The organism is Frigoribacterium sp. CFBP 13712 (assembly GCF_014842255.1).
Lineage (GTDB): Bacteria > Actinomycetota > Actinomycetes > Actinomycetales > Microbacteriaceae > Frigoribacterium.
Genome location: NZ_JACYVH010000012.1, coordinates 1 through 17,166, shown reverse-complemented (window position 1 = coordinate 17,166; position 17,166 = coordinate 1). Strand labels below are relative to the sequence as shown.

The 17,166-nt window shown below is 72.1% G+C and carries 16 protein-coding genes; 2 read left to right on the top strand and 14 right to left on the bottom strand.

Annotation, left to right across the window (positions count from 1 at the left end):
- Positions 1-25: 25 nt before the first annotated feature.
- Complete coding sequence (locus tag IFT51_RS14185) at positions 26-970, top strand: NAD(+)/NADH kinase (RefSeq protein WP_192061741.1); 945 nt, start codon at positions 26-28, stop codon at positions 968-970.
- A gap of 466 nt (positions 971-1,436) precedes the next feature.
- Here the strand turns inward: IFT51_RS14185 and IFT51_RS14180 are convergent, their stop codons facing one another.
- The 14 genes from IFT51_RS14180 to tilS all read right to left on the bottom strand — a co-directional run bounded on the left by IFT51_RS14180 (position 1,437) and on the right by tilS (position 16,576).
- Positions 1,437-2,501 carry a hypothetical protein gene (locus IFT51_RS14180; RefSeq protein ID WP_192061740.1) on the bottom strand — a complete coding sequence of 355 codons (1,065 nt, stop codon included), beginning with the start codon at positions 2,499-2,501 and terminating at the stop codon, positions 1,437-1,439.
- Positions 2,502-3,002: 501 nt separating this feature from the next.
- Positions 3,003-4,028, bottom strand: coding sequence for a sigma-70 family RNA polymerase sigma factor (locus tag IFT51_RS14175; protein ID WP_192061739.1), 1,026 nt, complete (start codon positions 4,026-4,028; stop codon positions 3,003-3,005).
- 501 nt (positions 4,029-4,529) lie between these two features.
- Entirely contained in the window at positions 4,530-4,775 is a 246-nt protein-coding gene (locus tag IFT51_RS14170) for a hypothetical protein (RefSeq protein WP_192061782.1), read from the bottom strand.
- A gap of 24 nt (positions 4,776-4,799) precedes the next feature.
- Positions 4,800-6,353, bottom strand: coding sequence for a lysine--tRNA ligase (lysS, locus tag IFT51_RS14165; protein ID WP_192061738.1), 1,554 nt, complete (start codon positions 6,351-6,353; stop codon positions 4,800-4,802).
- Between the two features lie 51 nt (positions 6,354-6,404).
- Positions 6,405-7,166, bottom strand: a complete 762-nt coding sequence (locus IFT51_RS14160) for a Rossmann-like and DUF2520 domain-containing protein (protein ID WP_192061737.1) — start codon at positions 7,164-7,166, stop codon at positions 6,405-6,407.
- On the bottom strand, positions 7,163-9,064 hold the full coding sequence (locus tag IFT51_RS14155) for a PH domain-containing protein (protein ID WP_192061736.1): 1,902 nt from the start codon (positions 9,062-9,064) through the stop codon (positions 7,163-7,165). Before IFT51_RS14155 ends, IFT51_RS14160 begins: the two co-directional genes overlap by 4 nt.
- Complete coding sequence (locus tag IFT51_RS14150) at positions 9,061-9,618, bottom strand: PH domain-containing protein (protein WP_192061735.1); 558 nt, start codon at positions 9,616-9,618, stop codon at positions 9,061-9,063. Before IFT51_RS14150 ends, IFT51_RS14155 begins: the two co-directional genes overlap by 4 nt.
- 45 nt (positions 9,619-9,663) lie before the next feature.
- Complete coding sequence (locus IFT51_RS14145; RefSeq protein WP_192061734.1) at positions 9,664-10,134, bottom strand: DUF3180 family protein; 471 nt, start codon at positions 10,132-10,134, stop codon at positions 9,664-9,666.
- Positions 10,131-10,751: a 2-amino-4-hydroxy-6-hydroxymethyldihydropteridine diphosphokinase gene (folK, locus tag IFT51_RS14140; RefSeq protein ID WP_192061733.1), complete on the bottom strand. Its 621-nt coding sequence runs from the start codon at positions 10,749-10,751 to the stop codon at positions 10,131-10,133. The genes IFT51_RS14145 and folK overlap by 4 nt, the downstream gene beginning before the upstream one ends.
- On the bottom strand, positions 10,748-11,197 hold the full coding sequence (folB, locus tag IFT51_RS14135; RefSeq protein WP_192061732.1) for a dihydroneopterin aldolase: 450 nt from the start codon (positions 11,195-11,197) through the stop codon (positions 10,748-10,750). The genes folK and folB overlap by 4 nt, the downstream gene beginning before the upstream one ends.
- Positions 11,194-12,714, bottom strand: coding sequence for a dihydropteroate synthase (folP, locus tag IFT51_RS15650; protein WP_371740822.1), 1,521 nt, complete (start codon positions 12,712-12,714; stop codon positions 11,194-11,196). The genes folB and folP overlap by 4 nt, the downstream gene beginning before the upstream one ends.
- A gap of 102 nt (positions 12,715-12,816) precedes the next feature.
- Positions 12,817-14,814: an ATP-dependent zinc metalloprotease FtsH gene (ftsH, locus tag IFT51_RS14125; protein ID WP_192061731.1), complete on the bottom strand. Its 1,998-nt coding sequence runs from the start codon at positions 14,812-14,814 to the stop codon at positions 12,817-12,819.
- Between the two features lie 152 nt (positions 14,815-14,966).
- Positions 14,967-15,518, bottom strand: a complete 552-nt coding sequence (gene hpt, locus IFT51_RS14120; protein WP_192061730.1) for a hypoxanthine phosphoribosyltransferase — start codon at positions 15,516-15,518, stop codon at positions 14,967-14,969.
- Positions 15,519-15,568: 50 nt separating this feature from the next.
- Positions 15,569-16,576 (bottom strand): tRNA lysidine(34) synthetase TilS, encoded by a 1,008-nt coding sequence (gene tilS / locus IFT51_RS14115; protein ID WP_192061729.1) that lies wholly within the window; start codon positions 16,574-16,576, stop codon positions 15,569-15,571.
- 68 nt (positions 16,577-16,644) lie between these two features.
- Here tilS and ppa point away from each other — a divergent pair, with 68 nt between their 5' ends.
- Positions 16,645-17,136 carry an inorganic diphosphatase gene (ppa, locus tag IFT51_RS14110; RefSeq protein WP_055799285.1) on the top strand — a complete coding sequence of 164 codons (492 nt, stop codon included), beginning with the start codon at positions 16,645-16,647 and terminating at the stop codon, positions 17,134-17,136.
- Positions 17,137-17,166: the final 30 nt, after the last annotated feature.

Here is a 17,166-nt window from a genome sequence, read left to right as displayed (position 1 = left end):
AGGGCAGACGACTAGCCTCGGCCCCATGGGCACCTTCACCGTCGGGCTCGTCCCGCACCCCACCAAGTCGGTCGTCGACAGCGTCGCGATCCTCCGCGACTGGACGACGCGTTCCGACGCGCACCTGCTCGCGATGACCGCCGACGCGGCCCGGGTCGGCGACGGCGTCGAGCTCGTCGACGAGGACGTCTTCCGCGAGCGCGTGTCGGTCGTGGTGGCGCTCGGCGGCGACGGGACGATGCTCGGCGCGATGCGTCTCGTGGCCGAACGGCCGGTGCCCGTGCTGGGCGTGAACTACGGCAACGTGGGGTTCCTGGTCGAGGTCGAGCCGCGCGACCTGCCCGAGGCCCTCGACCGGATCGGCGAGAAGCAGTTCTCGCTGGAGGCGCACCACGCCCTCGAGGTGACCCACACCTCGTCCGGCTTCGAGAACACGTACCTGGCCTTCAACGACGTCTCGGTGGCTCGGCGCCCCGGCGAGGGCGTGGTCAGCGCCGACCTCGTGCTCGACGACACCCCCTACGGCTTCTACAAGGCCGACGCGATCGTCGCCTCGACGCCGGCCGGCTCGACCGCCTACAACTACGCCGCCGGAGGGCCGATCCTGTCGCCGGCCGTGGCGGCTGTCGTGGTCACCCCGGTCGCCCCCATGTCGGGCATCGACCGCTCGGTGGTGCTGGGCCCCCGCGAGCTGCTGCGGTTCGAGATCGGCGACGGCACGCATTCGGCCGCGCTCGAGATCGACGGACGCGTCATGGCCGACGTGAGCGCCGGGTGCGTGGTCGCGCTCCGGCTGCGACGCGACGCGGGCCAGGTCATCCGACTCGACGCCGACCGGCACGGACGCAAGGGGCGCCTGAAGCTGAGCCTGCTCGACCTGCCGCTGCGCGAGGACCAGCTGCTCGAGCTCGTGCCGAGCGACGTGCGGGCGCGGTTCCGCGAGCGCGTCGAGCGCGGCGAGCGCGCGTAGCCCGGCAAGGGCGCGGAGCACGGCGAGCGCGCGGAGCACGGCGAGCGGCCGTAGCCGCCCGCCCACAGCCGGCCACCCGCCCGCCCGGCCGTAGCTCGAACGACAGCCCGCGCCGCTCGGCCCCACTCGGTACCGCTCGACCCCAGACGGTGGGCAGAAGACGCCTCTCTCGCGGCGCTGAAGGGCACCTGCTGACCACCCTCACGAGCCCCACCACCACGGTGGTCAGAAGACGCCCCTCTCGCGGCGCTGGCGGGCGACTTCTGACCAACCTCGCAGGCCCTCACTACGGTGGTCAGAAGACGCCTCTCGCGCGCGACTGGCGGGCGACTTCTGACCAGCCTGGCCCGAAGCGGACCGCCCTAGGCCGGAGCAGACCCCGCGCGGGTCGCTGTGAAGTCTTCGCCGGGCACGCAGCGACATCATCCGACCACCCCGCTCGGTATCGCTCGCGGCCGCCGCCTGTCTAGGCGAGAAGACGCTCGACGCGGGCCACGAGTTCTGCGGCCCGCCGCCCGTCGAGGTCGTCGCCCGTGCAACGGACCGTCCGCCAGCCCGCGTCGGCGAAACGCTCGCGCCTCAGGATGTCGTGCCGGAACCGACGACGATCGAGCCGGTGCTCGTCACCCTCGTACTCGATCGCGACCTTGCACCACTGGTACCGCAGATCCGGCTTGCCAAGATAGCGACCGCTGGCGTCATAGGTCGGCTGGTTGATCTCGGGCTCGGGCAACCCCGCACGGACGAGAAGGAGGCGCAGGTCGGTCTCCCTCGGCGACTCGACGCCCGGGCGGATGAGCTCGAGGGCCGCTCGAACCCGCCCGGCCCCGGGGACCCGGCCCACAGCGGCGATCGCGGCGATGAGCTCGTCGATCGACCGTTCGCGCGCCTCCGCGTGAGGCGACCACGAGCCGGCCAGAGCGTCGCCCGCTCGGACGAGCTCGTCGAGGCTCAGGAGGGTGCCGGAGCGCACCCAGGCCGAGAGGGGATCATCGACGGGCATTTGTCTCCGAGCAGAACTCGCGCTGCGCCACGATGCTGATGACGAGACGTCGAGCCGAGTCGGATCGGGCAGACGCATCGCCGCCGACCGGTGCCCGACGACGCCCGGCCGACGTGGGCCGCGCCCGACGCTCGTGCTGACGTGCAACGGCTCGACCCCGGTGGTCACCCGGAGAGGGACGGGCAGGTTCCAGATCGCGAGCGCCGTGGCGTGTGAGAAGAACCAGCTCTCGAGCATGACGGGCTGCAACGCCAGCGCCCGATCGATGACCACGGCCGACGGCCCCGGGAGGGCGGCGGACTCGAACCCCGTACGGGCCGGTATGAGCTCCGTCGCAAGGCCGGGCGGCCGGGCGGCGGGTATGGCACGGTCGTGCCTCGCGATGCGCTCGGACGCGAGACGGACTCCGCGATGTGGAGCCACGAGATCGGGGCCGCGGAGACGCTTCGCCCCCAGACCGGCCTCTCTCGCTTCGGCGACGGAGAACGGACGGTCGACGAGGTCAGGGGGCAGAGGGATGCGGGGCATGAGGCGAGACTGGCCCGGCTGAGTCGACCCGCGCCTCCTCGGCTACGCCCCCTGTGGACGATTCGGCCCCGCCTGCGACTGGGGAGGGCCCGCCTCACGGCACAAGCCCGCAGAGCACCGCGGGCCGACGGTCCCACGGTGGGCAGAAAACGCCCTCCAGCACCCCGTGAAAGGCGACTTCGGACCAACGTCAGTCGCAGCGCGCACCGCAGGCGCCACGGTGGGCAGAAAGCGCCCCTCCAGCACCGCGCGAAGGGCGACTTCCGACCAACGTCAGTCACAGCGCGCACCGCAGGCGCCACGGTGGGCAGAAAGCGCCCCTCCAGCACCGCGCGAAGGGCGACTTCGGACCAACGTCAGCCGGGCATGAGCGCGAGCGACGGGCGACGAGCGACGGGCGACGGGCCACCAGCGACGAGCGCGCACGGCGGAGGGCCGCCGCCCGAGCGGACTCGGGGCGGCGGCCCTCCGGTGAAGCAGACGCGCGAGCGCCCGACAGGCCTACTGCAGGTACAGCTGGAGGTCCTGGCTGACGGCCTTCGCGAACATGCGCAGGCGGGCGCGGCTCTCGACGCGCGAGACGGCCTGACGCGACGAGTGGACGCGCTTCGAGATCTCGTCGAGGGTCATCGGCTGGTCGTCGTCGAGGCCGAAGCGCATGCGGATCACGCGCGCCTCGTCGTCGGGCAGCGTCGCCACGAGGGCGTGCATGTCGCGGTTGAGCAGCGAGTTCTCGGTCGCGGCGGTCGGCGACGGGGTCTCCTCGTCTTCGATGAAGTCGCCCAGCTCGCTGTCCTCCGCGTCGCCGACGACGGTGTGGATCGACACCGGCTCGTGCGAACGCGACTTCAGCTCGACCAGGTCGGCGACCTCCATCGCGACCTCGGCGGCGACCTCGTCGACGGTGGGCGCACGGCCCAGGTCGACGGTCAGGTCTCGCTCGGCCCGCGAGATGCGGTTGATGCGCTCGACCGTGTGCACCGGGATGCGGATGGCGCGGGCCTTGTCGGCGAGCCCGCGGGCGATGGCCTGGCGGATCCACCACGTGGCGTAGGTCGAGAACTTGTAGCCCTGCGTGTAGTCGAACTTCTCGACGGCGCGCACCAGGCCGAGGTTGCCCTCCTGGATGACGTCCATGAAGGGCAGCCCGCGCTGCGTGTAGCGCTTCGCGATGCTGACGACGAGGCGCAGGTTGGCGGTGATCATGCGGTCCTTCGCACGCTCGCCGTCGTGCTGCAGCCACTTGAGGTCGCGCATCATCTGCGCGTGGGCCTTGGTGCGGTCCTTCTTGACCGCGTCGGCGGCCTGAAGGTCCTTGATCTTCTCGGCGGCGAACAGGCCGACCTCGATGCGGCGGGCGATCTCGGTCTCCTCGGCCGCGTCGAGGAGGGGCATGCGGCCGATGTGGCGGAGGTAGTCGCCGACCTGGTCGGTGGAGGCCCCACGGACCTGCGAGAGGACCTCGACTTCGGTGTCGTCGGTCGTCTCGGTGCTGCTGCTGCGCGTGGTGACGGTGGTGGTCGTCATCGTTCTCTCCCTGCTTCGAGTGCTGACTGCGTTGCTGTCGAATAAGTTCGTGAAGCTCTTCGGCGTAGTAAAAGTCTCTCGCTCGACCGAATCCCGGCAAAAGCCGGAGGGGACCTTCACAAGCTTTCTCGGAGGGCGCACACAGGGTTTCGAGTCATTCGGGGTACGAGAACACGTCGTCTTTGACGGCGCACCCTCCGCGGGTGTAGACGCCTCGACTCCCCGCGACGGGGTACAGCCCCAGGGGTCGGGGCACAGCGATGCCCGTGATCATGGGCATCTCGCGGTGCGAGCGGCACGTCGAGGGGGACGCCGTCCACCGATGCACACATCAAGCACGGCTGCTCTATCTTTTTCAGCCCACCGGGCACCCTCCGTTCGGTTCACGGCTAGGGGGACAACTCCGCTCGTGTCCGCGCGGCGCCCGAGACAGCACGAACGCCCGCCGACGTGGTCGGACGGGCGTTCGGGGAGAAGCCGGGGAGAGGAGCCGAGGAGGCGCTACGACGTGGCCGCGCGGCGATCGCCATCGAGGCGGTCGCCCCCACGGCGGTCGGCGGCGATGCGCTCGGCCTCGAAGTCGGCTGCAGCGACCTTGGCGCGCTCTTCGGCCTCGATCTTGGAGTACGCGGAGCGTTCCGTCCGGTCGGCGCGGATCAGCGAGCGCACGACGAACCAGAAGATGAGGCCGACGACGATGGTCGGCGTCAACGAGAAGACGAACGCTCCGAGATAGGTTTCAGGCACTCGTCAAGGGTACGTCTCGGGATGTCACTTCACCAGCGGGAACAGGATCGTCTCGCGGATCCCCAGGCCCGTGATCGCCATCAGCAGGCGGTCGATGCCCATGCCCATCCCGCCGCTCGGCGGCATGCCGTGCTCGAGGGCCGTCAGGAAGTCCTCGTCGAGGCGCATGGCCTCGACGTCGCCGCGGGCGCCCAGGGCCGCCTGCTCGACGAAGCGCTCGCGCTGCACGACCGGGTCGACGAGCTCGGAGTACGCCGTGGCGAGCTCGAACCCGCGGACGTAGAGATCCCACTTCTCGACCACGCCCGGCTTCGAGCGGTGGCTGCGCACGAGGGGGCTCGTGTCGACCGGGAAGTCCATGACGAAGGTCGGGCGGTCGAGCGACGGCTTGACGAAGTGCTCCCAGAGCTCTTCGACGAGCTTGCCGTGCGTCTCGTGCGGCACGACGAGGTCGACGGTGGCGGCGAGCGCCTGCAGGTCGGCGACCGAGGTGGCGGGGGTGACCTCGACGCCGGCGGCCTCGCTGAGCGACTCGTACATGGGCACGCGGGCCCACTCGCCGCCGAGGTCGTACTCGGTGCCGTCGGCGAGGGTGACGAGGTGCGTGCCGGCGACGGCGAAGGCGGCGTTCTGCACCATCTCCTGCGTCAGACGCGCCATCTGCTCGTAGTCGCCGTAGGCCTGGTACGCCTCGACCATGGCGAACTCGGGCGAGTGCGTCGAGTCGGCACCCTCGTTGCGGAAGTTGCGGTTGATCTCGAAGACGCGGTCGATGCCGCCGACCACCGCCCGCTTGAGGAACAGCTCGGGCGCGATGCGGAGGAACAGCTCGGTGTCGAACGCGTTGCTGTGGGTCTGGAAGGGTCGGGCCGCGGCGCCGCCGTGCATGGTCTGCAGCATGGGCGTCTCGACCTCGAGGTACTCGTGCGAGTCGAACGTGCGACGGAGCGACGCGACGGCGGCGGCGCGGGCCCGCACGGTGGCGCGGGCCTGGTCGCGCACGATCAGGTCGAGGTAGCGCTGACGCACGCGGGTCTCTTCGCTGAGCTCGCCGTGCAGGTTGGGCAGCGGCAGGATCGCCTTCGACGCGATGGTCCAGTCGGTGACCATGATCGACAGCTCGCCCCGGCGCGACGAGATGACCTCGCCGGTGACGAAGACGTGGTCGCCCAGGTCGACGAGCTCCTTCCAGTCGGCGAGCGACTGCTCGCCCACCTCGGCGAGCGACACCATCGCCTGGATGCGTGACCCGTCGCCCGCTTGCAGTGCGGCGAAGCAGAGCTTGCCCGTGTTGCGGGCGTGCACGATGCGACCGGCGAGCCCCACGACGTCGCCCGACCGGCTGTCGGTCTCGAGCTCGGAGTGACGGGCGCGGACGGCGGCGATCGTGTCGGAGACGGGCACCCCGACCGGGTAGGCCTCACGACCCGAGTCGAGCAGACGCTGCCGCTTGGCGAGGCGCACGTGCTTCTGCTCGGACGCCTCGCGCGCCTCCTCGCTGACCGCCTGGCCGTCGGCGGCTGCGCCTGCCGCGCCGTCGAGCGCGGGGGTGGAGGTGGGGTCGGGCGAGACGGTCATGTGTCAGCTGCTCCAGCGAAGGGGGAAGAGGATGTGGGAGGCGCGGTGCCGTCAGGCGCGCGGGTCGCCGAACGCGGACGGCCCGTCGTCGAACGAGGCCACGTCGATGGTACCGGGGCCGACCGACCCCTCGGCGATGCCGAGAGCGCGGTCCATCGCCGACCGGACCAGCGGGGCGATGACGCGCCCCGGCTCGGGCATGCCCAGCTCGGCCAGCAGACCGACCGACTGGGTGACGATCGCGGCCGAGAACTCGGTCGCCGTCGCGACGGCCTCGGCGTACCGCGGGCGGTCGGCGTCGGCCACGAGCACGGGCTCGGCGCCCATCTCGACGACGAGCGCCTGCCCGATCGGCTGCACCGGCACGGGCGCCGTGACCGCGCAGTACGCGCCGCGGAGACGCACGAGGTCGATGGTGGTACCGGTGAACGTGAGCGCGGGGTGGATCGCGAGCGGGATGACACCGGCGGCGAGCGCGGGTCGCAGCACCTCGAGTCCGTGCACGGCCGAGGTGTGCACGACGAGCTGCCCCGGCTGCCAGCCGCCCGTCTCGGCGAGCCCCGCGACGAGGTCGGGGAGCTGGTCGTCGGGCACGGCGAGCAGCACGAGCTCGCTGCGTTCGACGACCTCCTGCACGGTCAGCACGGGCACGCCCGGCAGGATCGCCTCGGCGCGGTCGCGGGCCCGCTCGGAGACGGCCGAGATGCCGACCACCGCGTGTCCGGCGGCGGCGAGGGCGGCCCCGAGGATGGGGCCGACGTGCCCCGCTCCGATCACGCCGACGCCGAGCCGGCCGCTGCGCTGGGCGCTCATGCACCGCTCCCGTCGACGGGAGCGGAAGGCCCGGCAGGAGGCGCGGTGCCGGCACCCGCATCGCTCACGACGCTCGACAGCCACCGGTGCGTCCGGTCGGCGCGGGCCGCGCCCACGGCGTCGCGCCCGGCGGCGTGGAAGAACTCGAGCGCGTCGTTCTCGTCGAGCGCCCCGATCTGGGCGGTGATCGGCCCCTGGACGGTGTGCACGCTCACCTCGGCGAGTCGCAGCCGGCGCAGCAGCGGCCCCTGCCGGAGGGCGACGCTCTGGATGCGCGGCAGCGGCACGACGACGAGTCTGCGCCAGACGGCCCCGGTGCGCAGCAGCACCGCGCCGGGCGCCGAGCGGAACCCGTTGCGTCGCCACGAGAACCAGCGCAGCACGGCCGCACGACGCGGCGAGACGGTGAAGCCGCCGTCGTCGCCCTTCGCGGTCAGACCCTGCTCGATGATCGACACGGTGCGGGCGGCGTGCTCGCCCGCGTTCTCGCGGAACCCGCGCGCAGCGCCCACCGGATCGGAGGCGACCGCGTCGGAGGTGGCGACCAGCGCCTCCTCGGTGACGGGCTCCGTCGGGGCGACCAGCGCCTCTTCGGTGTCGGCGTCCGCGGCGGCCACTCCGACGAGCTCGGGCAGCACGAACTCGAGCACCCGACGCACGTCGGCCATGTCGCCCACCGGCAGGATGCTGGTGTTGTTCTGACCGTCGGCGCCGTTCGCACTCGACCGCGAGGCGCGGTTGATCGAGATCTCCCACCAGCCGAACGGCCGCCAGAGCAGCGGCTGACTGACCTTGACCGAGTGGATGCGCCCGGGCGGCAGCGTCTCGTTCGTGGTCGAGAAGAGGCCGTAGCCGATGCGGATGCCGTCGCGGGTCGACGCGATGCTGAAGCGCAGCGACTTCGAGATGCGGTTGACGAAGAACCCGCCCGAGCCGAGCAGAGCCGGCAGCATCGCGAACAGCAGGAAGTACTCGCCGGTCACGCCGACGCTGATCGCCACCGCGACGGCCGCAGCGACGATGAACAGCGTGTAGCCGCTCAGCAGCACCGAGCCGATCAGGCGACCCGGCTCGATGCGGACGACCGAGCCGGGGTCGGCCTCGCGCGGGTCGAGCTCGGGAGCGAGGAACTCGTGCGCGCGCTGCTCGACGACGCCGCCGAGCCCGGTGCGGTGGGCGACCGGCGGGGTGCCGGGGGCTCCTTCGAGAACGGGCGCCGCGCCTCCTCGGTTCGCGGGGTCGTCGCCGGCGAGCGCGGACGTCGTCTCGGGTCGGCGGGCTCCGGAGGCGCGGCGCAGGATCTCGCGCCGGAGGTCGTCGGCAGCGGCCCCCCTCAGGTACGCGAGCACGACGTTGGCGTCGTCGCCCGCCTGGTTGACCTCGAGCCGGGCGGCCCCGAAGACGCGCGCCAGCAGCGGGCGCTGGATGTTGATGCCCTGGATCCGGTCGAGCCGCGCCCGACGGTTCGTGCGGAAGACGACGCCGCTGCGGACCTCGACGATCTCTTCGGTGACACGGAACGTGTTCATCCGCCACGAGAGGTAGAACAGACCGACGAGCGCCGCGATCACCACGACGATGCCGAGCAGCACGAAGCCGATCCAGCCCTGGTCGACCACGTAGCCGAACGGGTCCCCCTCGTCGGAGCCGCCGCGGCGACCGCCGGGCAGGAAGAGCTCGATGGCCCAGTCGCGCGCGTTGTTGACGACGATGCCCAGCAGCACGACGAGCGCGATGCCGCCCTTGAGCACCGGGGTGGCGGGGTGCAGGCGGTGCCACTCGCCGTCGGTCAGCGCGGCGACCGCGGGCGGCGGGGTGGGTGCGCCGGCTGGCGGGGTGGAGGCGCCGGGCGGCGGGGTGGGCGCGCCGGGCGGCGAGGCGGGGGCGCCGTCGCTCACAGGCCGGCCCGTCGCGACTCGGCGAGACTCACGAGGCGGTCGCGCAGCGCCTCCGCGTCGTCGGCGGGCACCCCGGGGATGGTCACGCCCGACGAGGCCGCGGCCGTGACGAACTTCAGATCGCTGAGACCGAGCGCCCGCACCACCGGGCCGCGGTTGATGTCGATCAGCTGCATGCGGCCGTAGGGCACCGCGACGAAGCGGACGAACATGACGCCCTTGCGCAGCAGCAGGTCGTCGTCGCGCAGCTGGTAGCGGATCGACCGGACGCGCCGGGGCGTGAAAGCGGCCACCAGCGCGAAGATCACGACCACCGCGGCGGTTACGGCGTAGGCCCACCACTGCTCGAGGAGCCACAGGGGCAGGGTGGCGGCCGCCGCGATCAGGCCGGTGACGACCCAGCCGATCAGCTCGGGCCAGACGTACTTGGGCGAGACGCCGGTCCAGGAGCCGGACACGGCGCCGTCGCGGCGCTGACCGTCGGCGTGCGGGCCGTCACCGTGAGCGCCGTCGCGGCGGGCGATGTCGTGGTAGGCGCTGTCGAGTCGATCCATGGCGGAGGTTCCTCCGGTCGGCGGTGGCGAGACGGAACACGGCCCTCAGGCCGCTTGCGCCCCCGGCCCGCCGTCGTCGTCGCCCGGTGGCACCGTGCACATGCGCTCGGCGACGATCCCCGCCACGAGGAGGGCGAGACCCCCCACCACGGCGACGATCGTGGGCACGAGCGAGCCTACCGCGACGGTCACTCCGCGCGTCAGCATGAAGACGAGCACCCCCGCGGCGGCCCCGCCGAACAGCGCCCCCGAGAGACTGCTCGCCTTGGCCAGCAGCAGCACCCTCGTCGCGTAGTACGGGTCGATGCGGTCGGTGCTGGTGCCCCGGGCGACGCGGCGCACGGGCACGGCCATGCTGACGACGATGCCGCCGATGGCGAGCAGCACGAGGCCGAGCGGCACCGGGGGCACGAGGGCGGCCATGCCGTTCGCGACCAGGGCGGCGTCGACGACGAAGCCCGCGACGAGGGCCGCGAGGCCGAGTGCGATCAGGGTGCCGGGGCGGGTGTGCTTCACGCGGTGACTCCCTGGTCGTGCCGGTCGTCCGCCGACGGGATGGCCGAGGAGGCGCGGCGCCGGTCGAGCAGCCGCGTCGCCCCGGTCACGGGTCGGGTCCGGTCGGGGAGCCGCGCGATCAGGGCGGCGACCGGTCCGTGGCCGCCGAGCCGCGCCTCCTCGTCGATCTCGAACCAGGGCTCGAGCACGAAGGCGCGCTCGGACGCTCGCGGGTGCGGCAGGGTGAGGCGCTCGGTGTCGAGCTCGAGATCGCCGAAGACGATGATGTCGAGGTCGAGCGTGCGATCGCCCCAGCGCACCTCGCGGGTGCGACCGTGCTCGGACTCGATGCCGTGCAGCGCGTTGAGCAACGCGAGGGGTTCGAGGTCGGTGTCGACGAGCGCGACCGCGTTGAGGTACTCGGGCCGCGTCTCGTCGGGGCCGTCGAGCGTCAGCGCCACGGACGACACGGGGGTCGAGGCCGCGACGACGGTGATGCCCGGGGTCGCGTCGAGGGCCCGCACGGCGTCGCCGAGCAGTTCGTCGCGGGCGCCGAGGTTCGAGCCGAGTGCGATGACGGCGCGGGTCGTGCGCGTGCCGGCCGCTCGGGTGCTGGGCGCGTGCGGCTCGGCGCTCACGGGCGCTCCCGCACGATGGTGATCGAGACGTCCGAGAACGGCACGGTGATGGGCGCGCTCGGCTTGTGCACGGTGATCTCGGTGCGCACGGCGGCGGGGAACGCGAGGACCACGCCGGCGAGACGCTCGGCCAGGGTCTCGATCAGGTCGACCGGGTCGCTCTCGACGGCGGCGACGAGCTGCTCGGCGAGCACGCCGTAGTGCACGGTCGCCTCGAGGTCGTCGCCGGTGGCCGCCGCCCGGGTGTCGAGGTGCACGACGGCGTCGACGACGAACTCCTGACCGTCGCGGCGCTCGTGGTCGAAGACCCCGTGGTGCCCGGTGGCGCGCACGCCGCTCAAGCGGAGCACGTCGAGGCCGACGGCGGCCGTCGCGGCGGGGGCAGCCGCGGCGGGGGCAGCCGCGGCGGGGGCAGCCGCGGCGGGGCTCGTCTCGGCGGCGGTCATGCGTGCCGCGCCGATCGGGTCGACTTCGCGGCGCCCGCCGAGCGGCCCCCCTGCTGCCAGGCCTGCCAGACGTCGAGCGCCGCCCGGGTCGCGGCGACGTCGTGCACGCGCACCGCCCAGACGCCCTCGAGGGCGGCCAGCACGCTGACGACCGCCGTGGCCTGGTCGCGGGCCTCGATCGGAGCGCCTTCGGGCAGCAGCTCGCCGAGGAACCTCTTGCGCGAGGCCCCGACCATCAGCGGCAGCCCGAGACGGCCGAGCCCCCGCAGACCGGCGAGCACCTGCCAGTTCTGAGCGGCGTCCTTCGAGAAGCCGAGACCGGGGTCGAGCACGAGACGGGAGGGGTCGATCCCCTGGGCGACGAGGTCGGCGACGCGCTGCTGCAGTTCGTCGTGCACGTCGGTCACGACGTCGCGGTAGTCGGGCCGGTCGGAGCCGTCGAGCGGCCCGCGCCAGTGCATGGCCACGAAGGTGCTGCCGGTGTCGGCGACGGCCTGCGCCATGAAGCGGTCGGCGAGACCGCCCGAGACGTCGTTGACGATGTCGGCTCCGACCTCGACGGCCGCGTAGGCCGTGGCGGCGTTCATGGTGTCGATGCTCACCCGGACGCCTTCGGACGCCAGCTGCCGGATGACGGGCAGCACGCGCCGTTGCTCGTCGATCGGGGCGACCCGGGCGCTGCCGGGTCTCGTCGATTCGCCGCCGACGTCGATCACGTCGGCCCCGGCCTCGACGAGCGCTCTCGCGTGCCGCAGGGCGTCGTCGACCTCGACGTAGCGACCGCCGTCGCTGAACGAGTCGGGCGTGACGTTGACGATGCCGACCACGAGCGGTCCGCCGCGTGGCGGGCGCGGTGCCGGCGCGGCAGCGGCAGTGGCAGTGGCAGTGGCAGCGGCAGCCGGCGCAGCCGACGTCGCGGCAGCCGTCTCAGCCGACGTCGCGGCCGGCTGCACGATGTCCATCACGAGGGTCGCGGCGTCCGGCTCGACGCCGGGCGAGCTGCTCGCCGGGGGTCGCCGCAGCTCGTCGGCACCGCGGACGGGCGGCACCACGGGACTCGGCGCGGCGTGCGAGCCGACCCGGGTCCGGGTCGAGGCCTCGTCGCGGTCGTCGAGCGGCCCGTCGAAGCGTCCGCCGGCGATGAGGCGGCGTCCGGAGGCGCGGGTCGGCAGGGCGGGCTCGCTCACCGTGCTCGGACCGCCGGGGGTGCCGGTCGCGGCGGACGGGCTCGCGGAGCCGGTAGGCGCGGAGCCGGGTGTCACGGTGCTCGGGCCGCCGGGGGTGCGGGTCGCGGGCGTCTGCGTGACCGGGGGCAGCTGGGCCGGGGGTCGGACCGCGGCCCGCTCACCGAGCGAGAGGACGAGGCGACGTTCGCTGCCGGCAGCCGGCGCGCTGGCCGGCGGTGCGTCGAGCACGACCGGGTCGGGGTAGCGCGCCCTCCCCCGCGGACGCTTCCAGACACGTCCGGCCGACGTCTCGTCGGATGCCCGGTGTGCTCTACTCGGTGAGTCGGTCACGGGGAGGCGCCTCCGATCGGGGCCAGGGGTCGAACAGGGTCGGGCTCCAGGGTAGCGACCGCACCGGCGGCGTCGAGCCGGTGCGGTCGCTCCGCTCGACGGTTACGCCGTGGCGATGCCGGGCGTCGTGCGCGGCGGGCGCTGACGGCTCGACGAGCTGTCGGCCTCGGGCTCGGAGCCGACGCCGCCGTCGACCGCGGCCGCGTCGACCGGCGCCTTGGTGGGCATCGGGATCGCGGGTCGGTCGGAGACCGGCCGCTTGTCGCTCGAGAGCCACTGCGGGCGCTCGGGCAGCTTGCGGACGTCCTTGAAGATCTCGGCGAGCTCGTCGTGGTCGAGGGTCTCCTTCTCGAGCAGCACGGCGGCCAGCTCGTCGAGCACGTCGCGGTTGTCGTTGATGACCTGCCACGCCTCATCGTGCGCCTGCTCGAGCAGCACGCGGACCTCGGCGTCGACCGTCTCGGCGATGTTCTCCGAGTAGTCGCGCTGACCCATGTCGCGGCCCATGAACTGCTCGCCCGAGCCCTGGCCGAGCTTGACCGATCCGACCTTGTTGCTCATGCCGTACTCGGTGACCATCTTGCGGGCCGTGCCGGTCGCCTTCTCGATGTCGTTCGACGCACCGGTGGTCGGGTCGTGGAACACGATCTCTTCGGCGACGCGACCGCCCATGGCGTAGGTGAGCTGGTCGAGCAGCTCGTTGCGGGTGACCGAGTACTTGTCTTCGAGGGGCAGCACCATCGTGTAGCCGAGGGCACGACCACGCGGCAGGATCGTCACCTTCGTGACCGGGTCGGTGTGACGCATCGCGGCGGCGGCGAGGGCGTGACCGCCCTCGTGGTACGCGGTGATGAGCTTCTCGTGGTCGTTCATGATGCGGCTGCGGCGCTGCGGACCGGCCATCACGCGGTCGACGGCCTCGTCGAGGGCGCGGTTGTCGATCAGCTGCGCGTTGGAGCGCGCCGTCAGCAGTGCGGCCTCGTTCAGAACGTTGGCCAGGTCGGCACCCGTGAAGCCGGGCGTCTTGCGGGCCAGCACCTCGAGGTTGACCGACGCGGCGAGGGGCTTGCCCTTGCCGTGCACCTCGAGGATCTGCTTGCGGCCGTCGAGACCGGGGGCGTCGACGCCGATCTGGCGGTCGAAGCGACCGGGACGCAGCAGGGCGGGGTCGAGCACGTCGGGCCGGTTCGTGGCCGCGATGAGGATGACGTTGGTCTTGACGTCGAAGCCGTCCATCTCGACGAGCAGCTGGTTGAGCGTCTGCTCGCGCTCGTCGTTGCCGCCGCCGACGCCGGCGCCGCGGTGACGACCGACGGCGTCGATCTCGTCGACGAAGATGATGGCGGGCGAGTTCTGCTTGGCCTGCTCGAACAGGTCGCGGACGCGGCTGGCGCCGACGCCGACGAACATCTCGACGAAGTCCGAGCCGGAGATCGAGAAGAACGGCACCCCGGCCTCGCCGGCGACGGCGCGGGCGAGCAGGGTCTTACCGGTGCCGGGAGGGCCGTAGAGCAGCACGCCCTTCGGGATGCGCGCCCCGACGGCCTGGAACTTCGCGGGCTCCTTCAGGAACTCCTTGATCTCCTCCAGCTCCTCGATGGCCTCGTCGGCGCCGGCGACGTCGGTGAACATGACCTGCGGGGTCTCTTTCGAGTTCAGCTTCGCCTTCGACTTGCCGAACTGCATGACCTTGCTGCCGCCTCCCTGCATGGACGACAGGAGGAACCAGAAGATCACGCCGATGATCAGGAAGGGCAGGAGGATGCCGAGAAGCGACACGAGCCAGTTGCTCTGCGTGACGGTGTCGTCGAAGTTCTCGAGGTCGGCGTCGGTGATGGCCGTGACGACCTCTTCACCACGCGGCGTCGCGTAGTAGAACTGCTCCTGCTTGTCGCTGTCTTTCAAGACGAGGTCGACGCGCTGCTCGTTGCTGAAGATCGTGGCCGACTTGACGTCGCCGGCGCTGATCGAGGCGAGGCCCTTCTGGGTCGACACCTGCGTCGTGCTCCCGGAGCTGATGACGCTCCACCCGATGCCGATGCCGATCACGGCGATCACGATGTAGATGATCGGGCCGCGGAAGAGTTTCTTGAAGTCCATGTCAGTACGGGCGGAGCCCGACGCCTTTCTGCAGGGAGAAGATGAGCAGAAGGTTACATCGAGCGCCCTATGCGCCTCATGGGTGTTCGCCGTGGGCCTAATGCGCGCCCTGGCCCCTGCCCGCCGGCCCGACCCGCGCCTCCTGCGACCGCCTAGCTGTAGACGTGCGGCGCGAGCACGCCGACACCGCGCAGGTTGCGGTACCGCTCGTCGAAGTCGAGACCGTAGCCGACCACGAAGTCGTTGGGGATCTCGAACCCGACGTACTTGACGTCGACGTCGACCTTCGCCGCCTCGGGCTTGCGCAGCAGGGCGAAGATCTCGACCGACGCGGCGCCGCGGGTGCGCAGGTTCTCGAGCAGCCACGACAGGGTCAGCCCGGAGTCGATGATGTCCTCGACGATGATGACGTCGCGACCGAGCAGATCGGTGTCCAGGTCTTTCAGGATGCGCACGACACCCGACGACTTCGTACCCGAGCCATACGACGAGACGGCCATCCAGTCCATCGCGGCGCTCATCTTGAGCTCGCGCGAGAAGTCGGCCATCACCATGACGGCGCCCTTCAGCACCCCGACCAGCAGCGGGTCGCGCCCGGCGTAGTCGGCCTCGACCCGGCGGGCGATCTCGGCGATCTTCGCGTGGATCTGCTCTTCCGTGTAGAGGACGGAGGTGAGGTCGCTCTCGATGTCGCTGAGTTCCATGGCGGGCTGTCGCTCCAGAGGTGAGGTGTGAGGGGGTGGTGGCGGGGATCTCAGGAGGCGCCGGTCGCGGCGAAGTGCAGCGCGCCTCCGGTGCGTATCACTGTAATGCCCGGCAACGACACGGGACCCTGCCCGTGCCAGTCGGTCACGAGCCGGGCGACCTCGAGGGTCTGCGCCCGACTGAGCGTGACGGCGAACTCGCTCGCGACGGCCAGCCGGATGAGCCGCTGCCGCAGCGCCGCGGGGTTCGCCGCCAGCGACCGGACGTCGAGCGAGATGCCGGCCTCGGCGTGGTCCGCCACCTCTTCGGCCTGCTCGAGCGCGAAGTGGTCGAGCGCGTCGTTGTCCTCTCGCAGCTGGGCGGCCGTGCGGACGAGCGCCTCGGCGACCCCGGGGCCCAGCTCGCGCTCGAGCACCGGCAGCACGGACCGCCGCACCCGCACGCGGGCGTAGGCGGGGTCGTCGTTGTGCGGGTCGTCCCACGGATCGAGCCCGAGATCGGCGCAGGAGGCGCGGGTCGTCTCCCGACGCACCCCCAGCAGCGGTCGGCGCCACCGCCCCGTGACGGGCTCCATGCCCTGGAGGCTCACCGGGCCGCTCCCCCGAGCCAGCCCGAGCAGCACGGTCTCGGCCTGATCGTCGAGCGTGTGGCCGAGCAGCACGGCGACCGCACCGGTCTCGGTGGCGACCCGGTCGAGCGACCGGTAGCGCGCCTCCCTGGCTGCCGCCTCGGGCCCGCCATCGGTGCCGACCTCGACCCGGCGGATGTCGACGGGAGCGAGCCCGAGCGCGATCGCGGCCGAGGAGGCGCGGGTGGCGACCTCTGCGGAGCCCGCCTGCAGCGCATGGTCGACGACGACGGCGCCGACGCGGAGACCGGCGCGGGGGGCCTCGAAGGCGGTCGCGGCGGCGAGCGCGAGCGAGTCGGCTCCGCCGCTGAGAGCGACGAGCACGAGGGAGTCGGCGGGGAGCCCCTCGAGCGAGGCGCGGACGGCCCGGCGGACGTCGGCCATGGCCGGGGTCAGGCGCGGACGGGTCGGACGGTGCTCGGCGGGCATCTTGTAACGTTAGCGAAGCCGTCGACCGGCCCGGTCGGCACGCCCCCCGAACTGAACCAGGAGCACCCATGGCCGCGTACGACGCCGTGATCGAGATCCCCAAGGGAAGCCGCAACAAGTACGAGGTCGACCACGAGACCGGTCGCGTCTACCTCGACCGCGTGCTCTTCACGGGCTTCGTCTACCCGACCGACTACGGGTTCTTCGAGAACACCCTCGGGCTCGACGGCGACCCCGTCGACGTGCTGGTGCTGCTCGACTACCCGCTGTTCCCGGGCGTGGGCGTGAAGGTGCGCCCCGTGGGCGTGTTCAACATGACCGACGACGGCGGCAGCGACGCCAAGGTCATCGCGGTGCCCGCGAAGGACCCGCGCTGGGAGCACATCCAGGACATCTCGGACGTGCCCGAGTACCTCCGCAAGGAGATCGAGCACTTCTTCGAGCACTACAAGGACCTCGAGCCCGGCAAGTGGGTCAAGACCGAGGGCTGGGGCGACGCCGCCGAGGCCGAGGCCATCGTCGAGGCCGGCATCAAGAAGCTGGCCGACGAGGGTCACTGACCTCCGCCCGCAGCACGCAGAAGGGGGCCC

Bases quoted from the DNA above. Each gene is read 5' to 3' on its own strand.
- IFT51_RS14175 (WP_192061739.1), bottom strand. From the start codon at position 4,028: ATGACGACCACCACCGTCACCACGCGCAGCAGCAGCACCGAGACGACC.
- IFT51_RS14180 (WP_192061740.1), bottom strand. From the start codon at position 2,501: ATGCCCCGCATCCCTCTGCCCCCTGACCTCGTCGACCGTCCGTTCTCC.
- IFT51_RS14150 (WP_192061735.1), bottom strand. From the start codon at position 9,618: ATGGATCGACTCGACAGCGCCTACCACGACATCGCCCGCCGCGACGGC.
- folB (WP_192061732.1), bottom strand. From the start codon at position 11,197: ATGACCGCCGCCGAGACGAGCCCCGCCGCGGCTGCCCCCGCCGCGGCT.
- tilS (WP_192061729.1), bottom strand. From the start codon at position 16,576: ATGCCCGCCGAGCACCGTCCGACCCGTCCGCGCCTGACCCCGGCCATG.
- ftsH (WP_192061731.1), bottom strand. From the start codon at position 14,814: ATGGACTTCAAGAAACTCTTCCGCGGCCCGATCATCTACATCGTGATC.
- hpt (WP_192061730.1), bottom strand. From the start codon at position 15,518: ATGGAACTCAGCGACATCGAGAGCGACCTCACCTCCGTCCTCTACACG.
- ppa (WP_055799285.1), top strand. From the start codon at position 16,645: ATGGCCGCGTACGACGCCGTGATCGAGATCCCCAAGGGAAGCCGCAAC.
- IFT51_RS14185 (WP_192061741.1), top strand. From the start codon at position 26: ATGGGCACCTTCACCGTCGGGCTCGTCCCGCACCCCACCAAGTCGGTC.
- IFT51_RS14160 (WP_192061737.1), bottom strand. From the start codon at position 7,166: ATGAGCGCCCAGCGCAGCGGCCGGCTCGGCGTCGGCGTGATCGGAGCG.
- lysS (WP_192061738.1), bottom strand. From the start codon at position 6,353: ATGACCGTCTCGCCCGACCCCACCTCCACCCCCGCGCTCGACGGCGCG.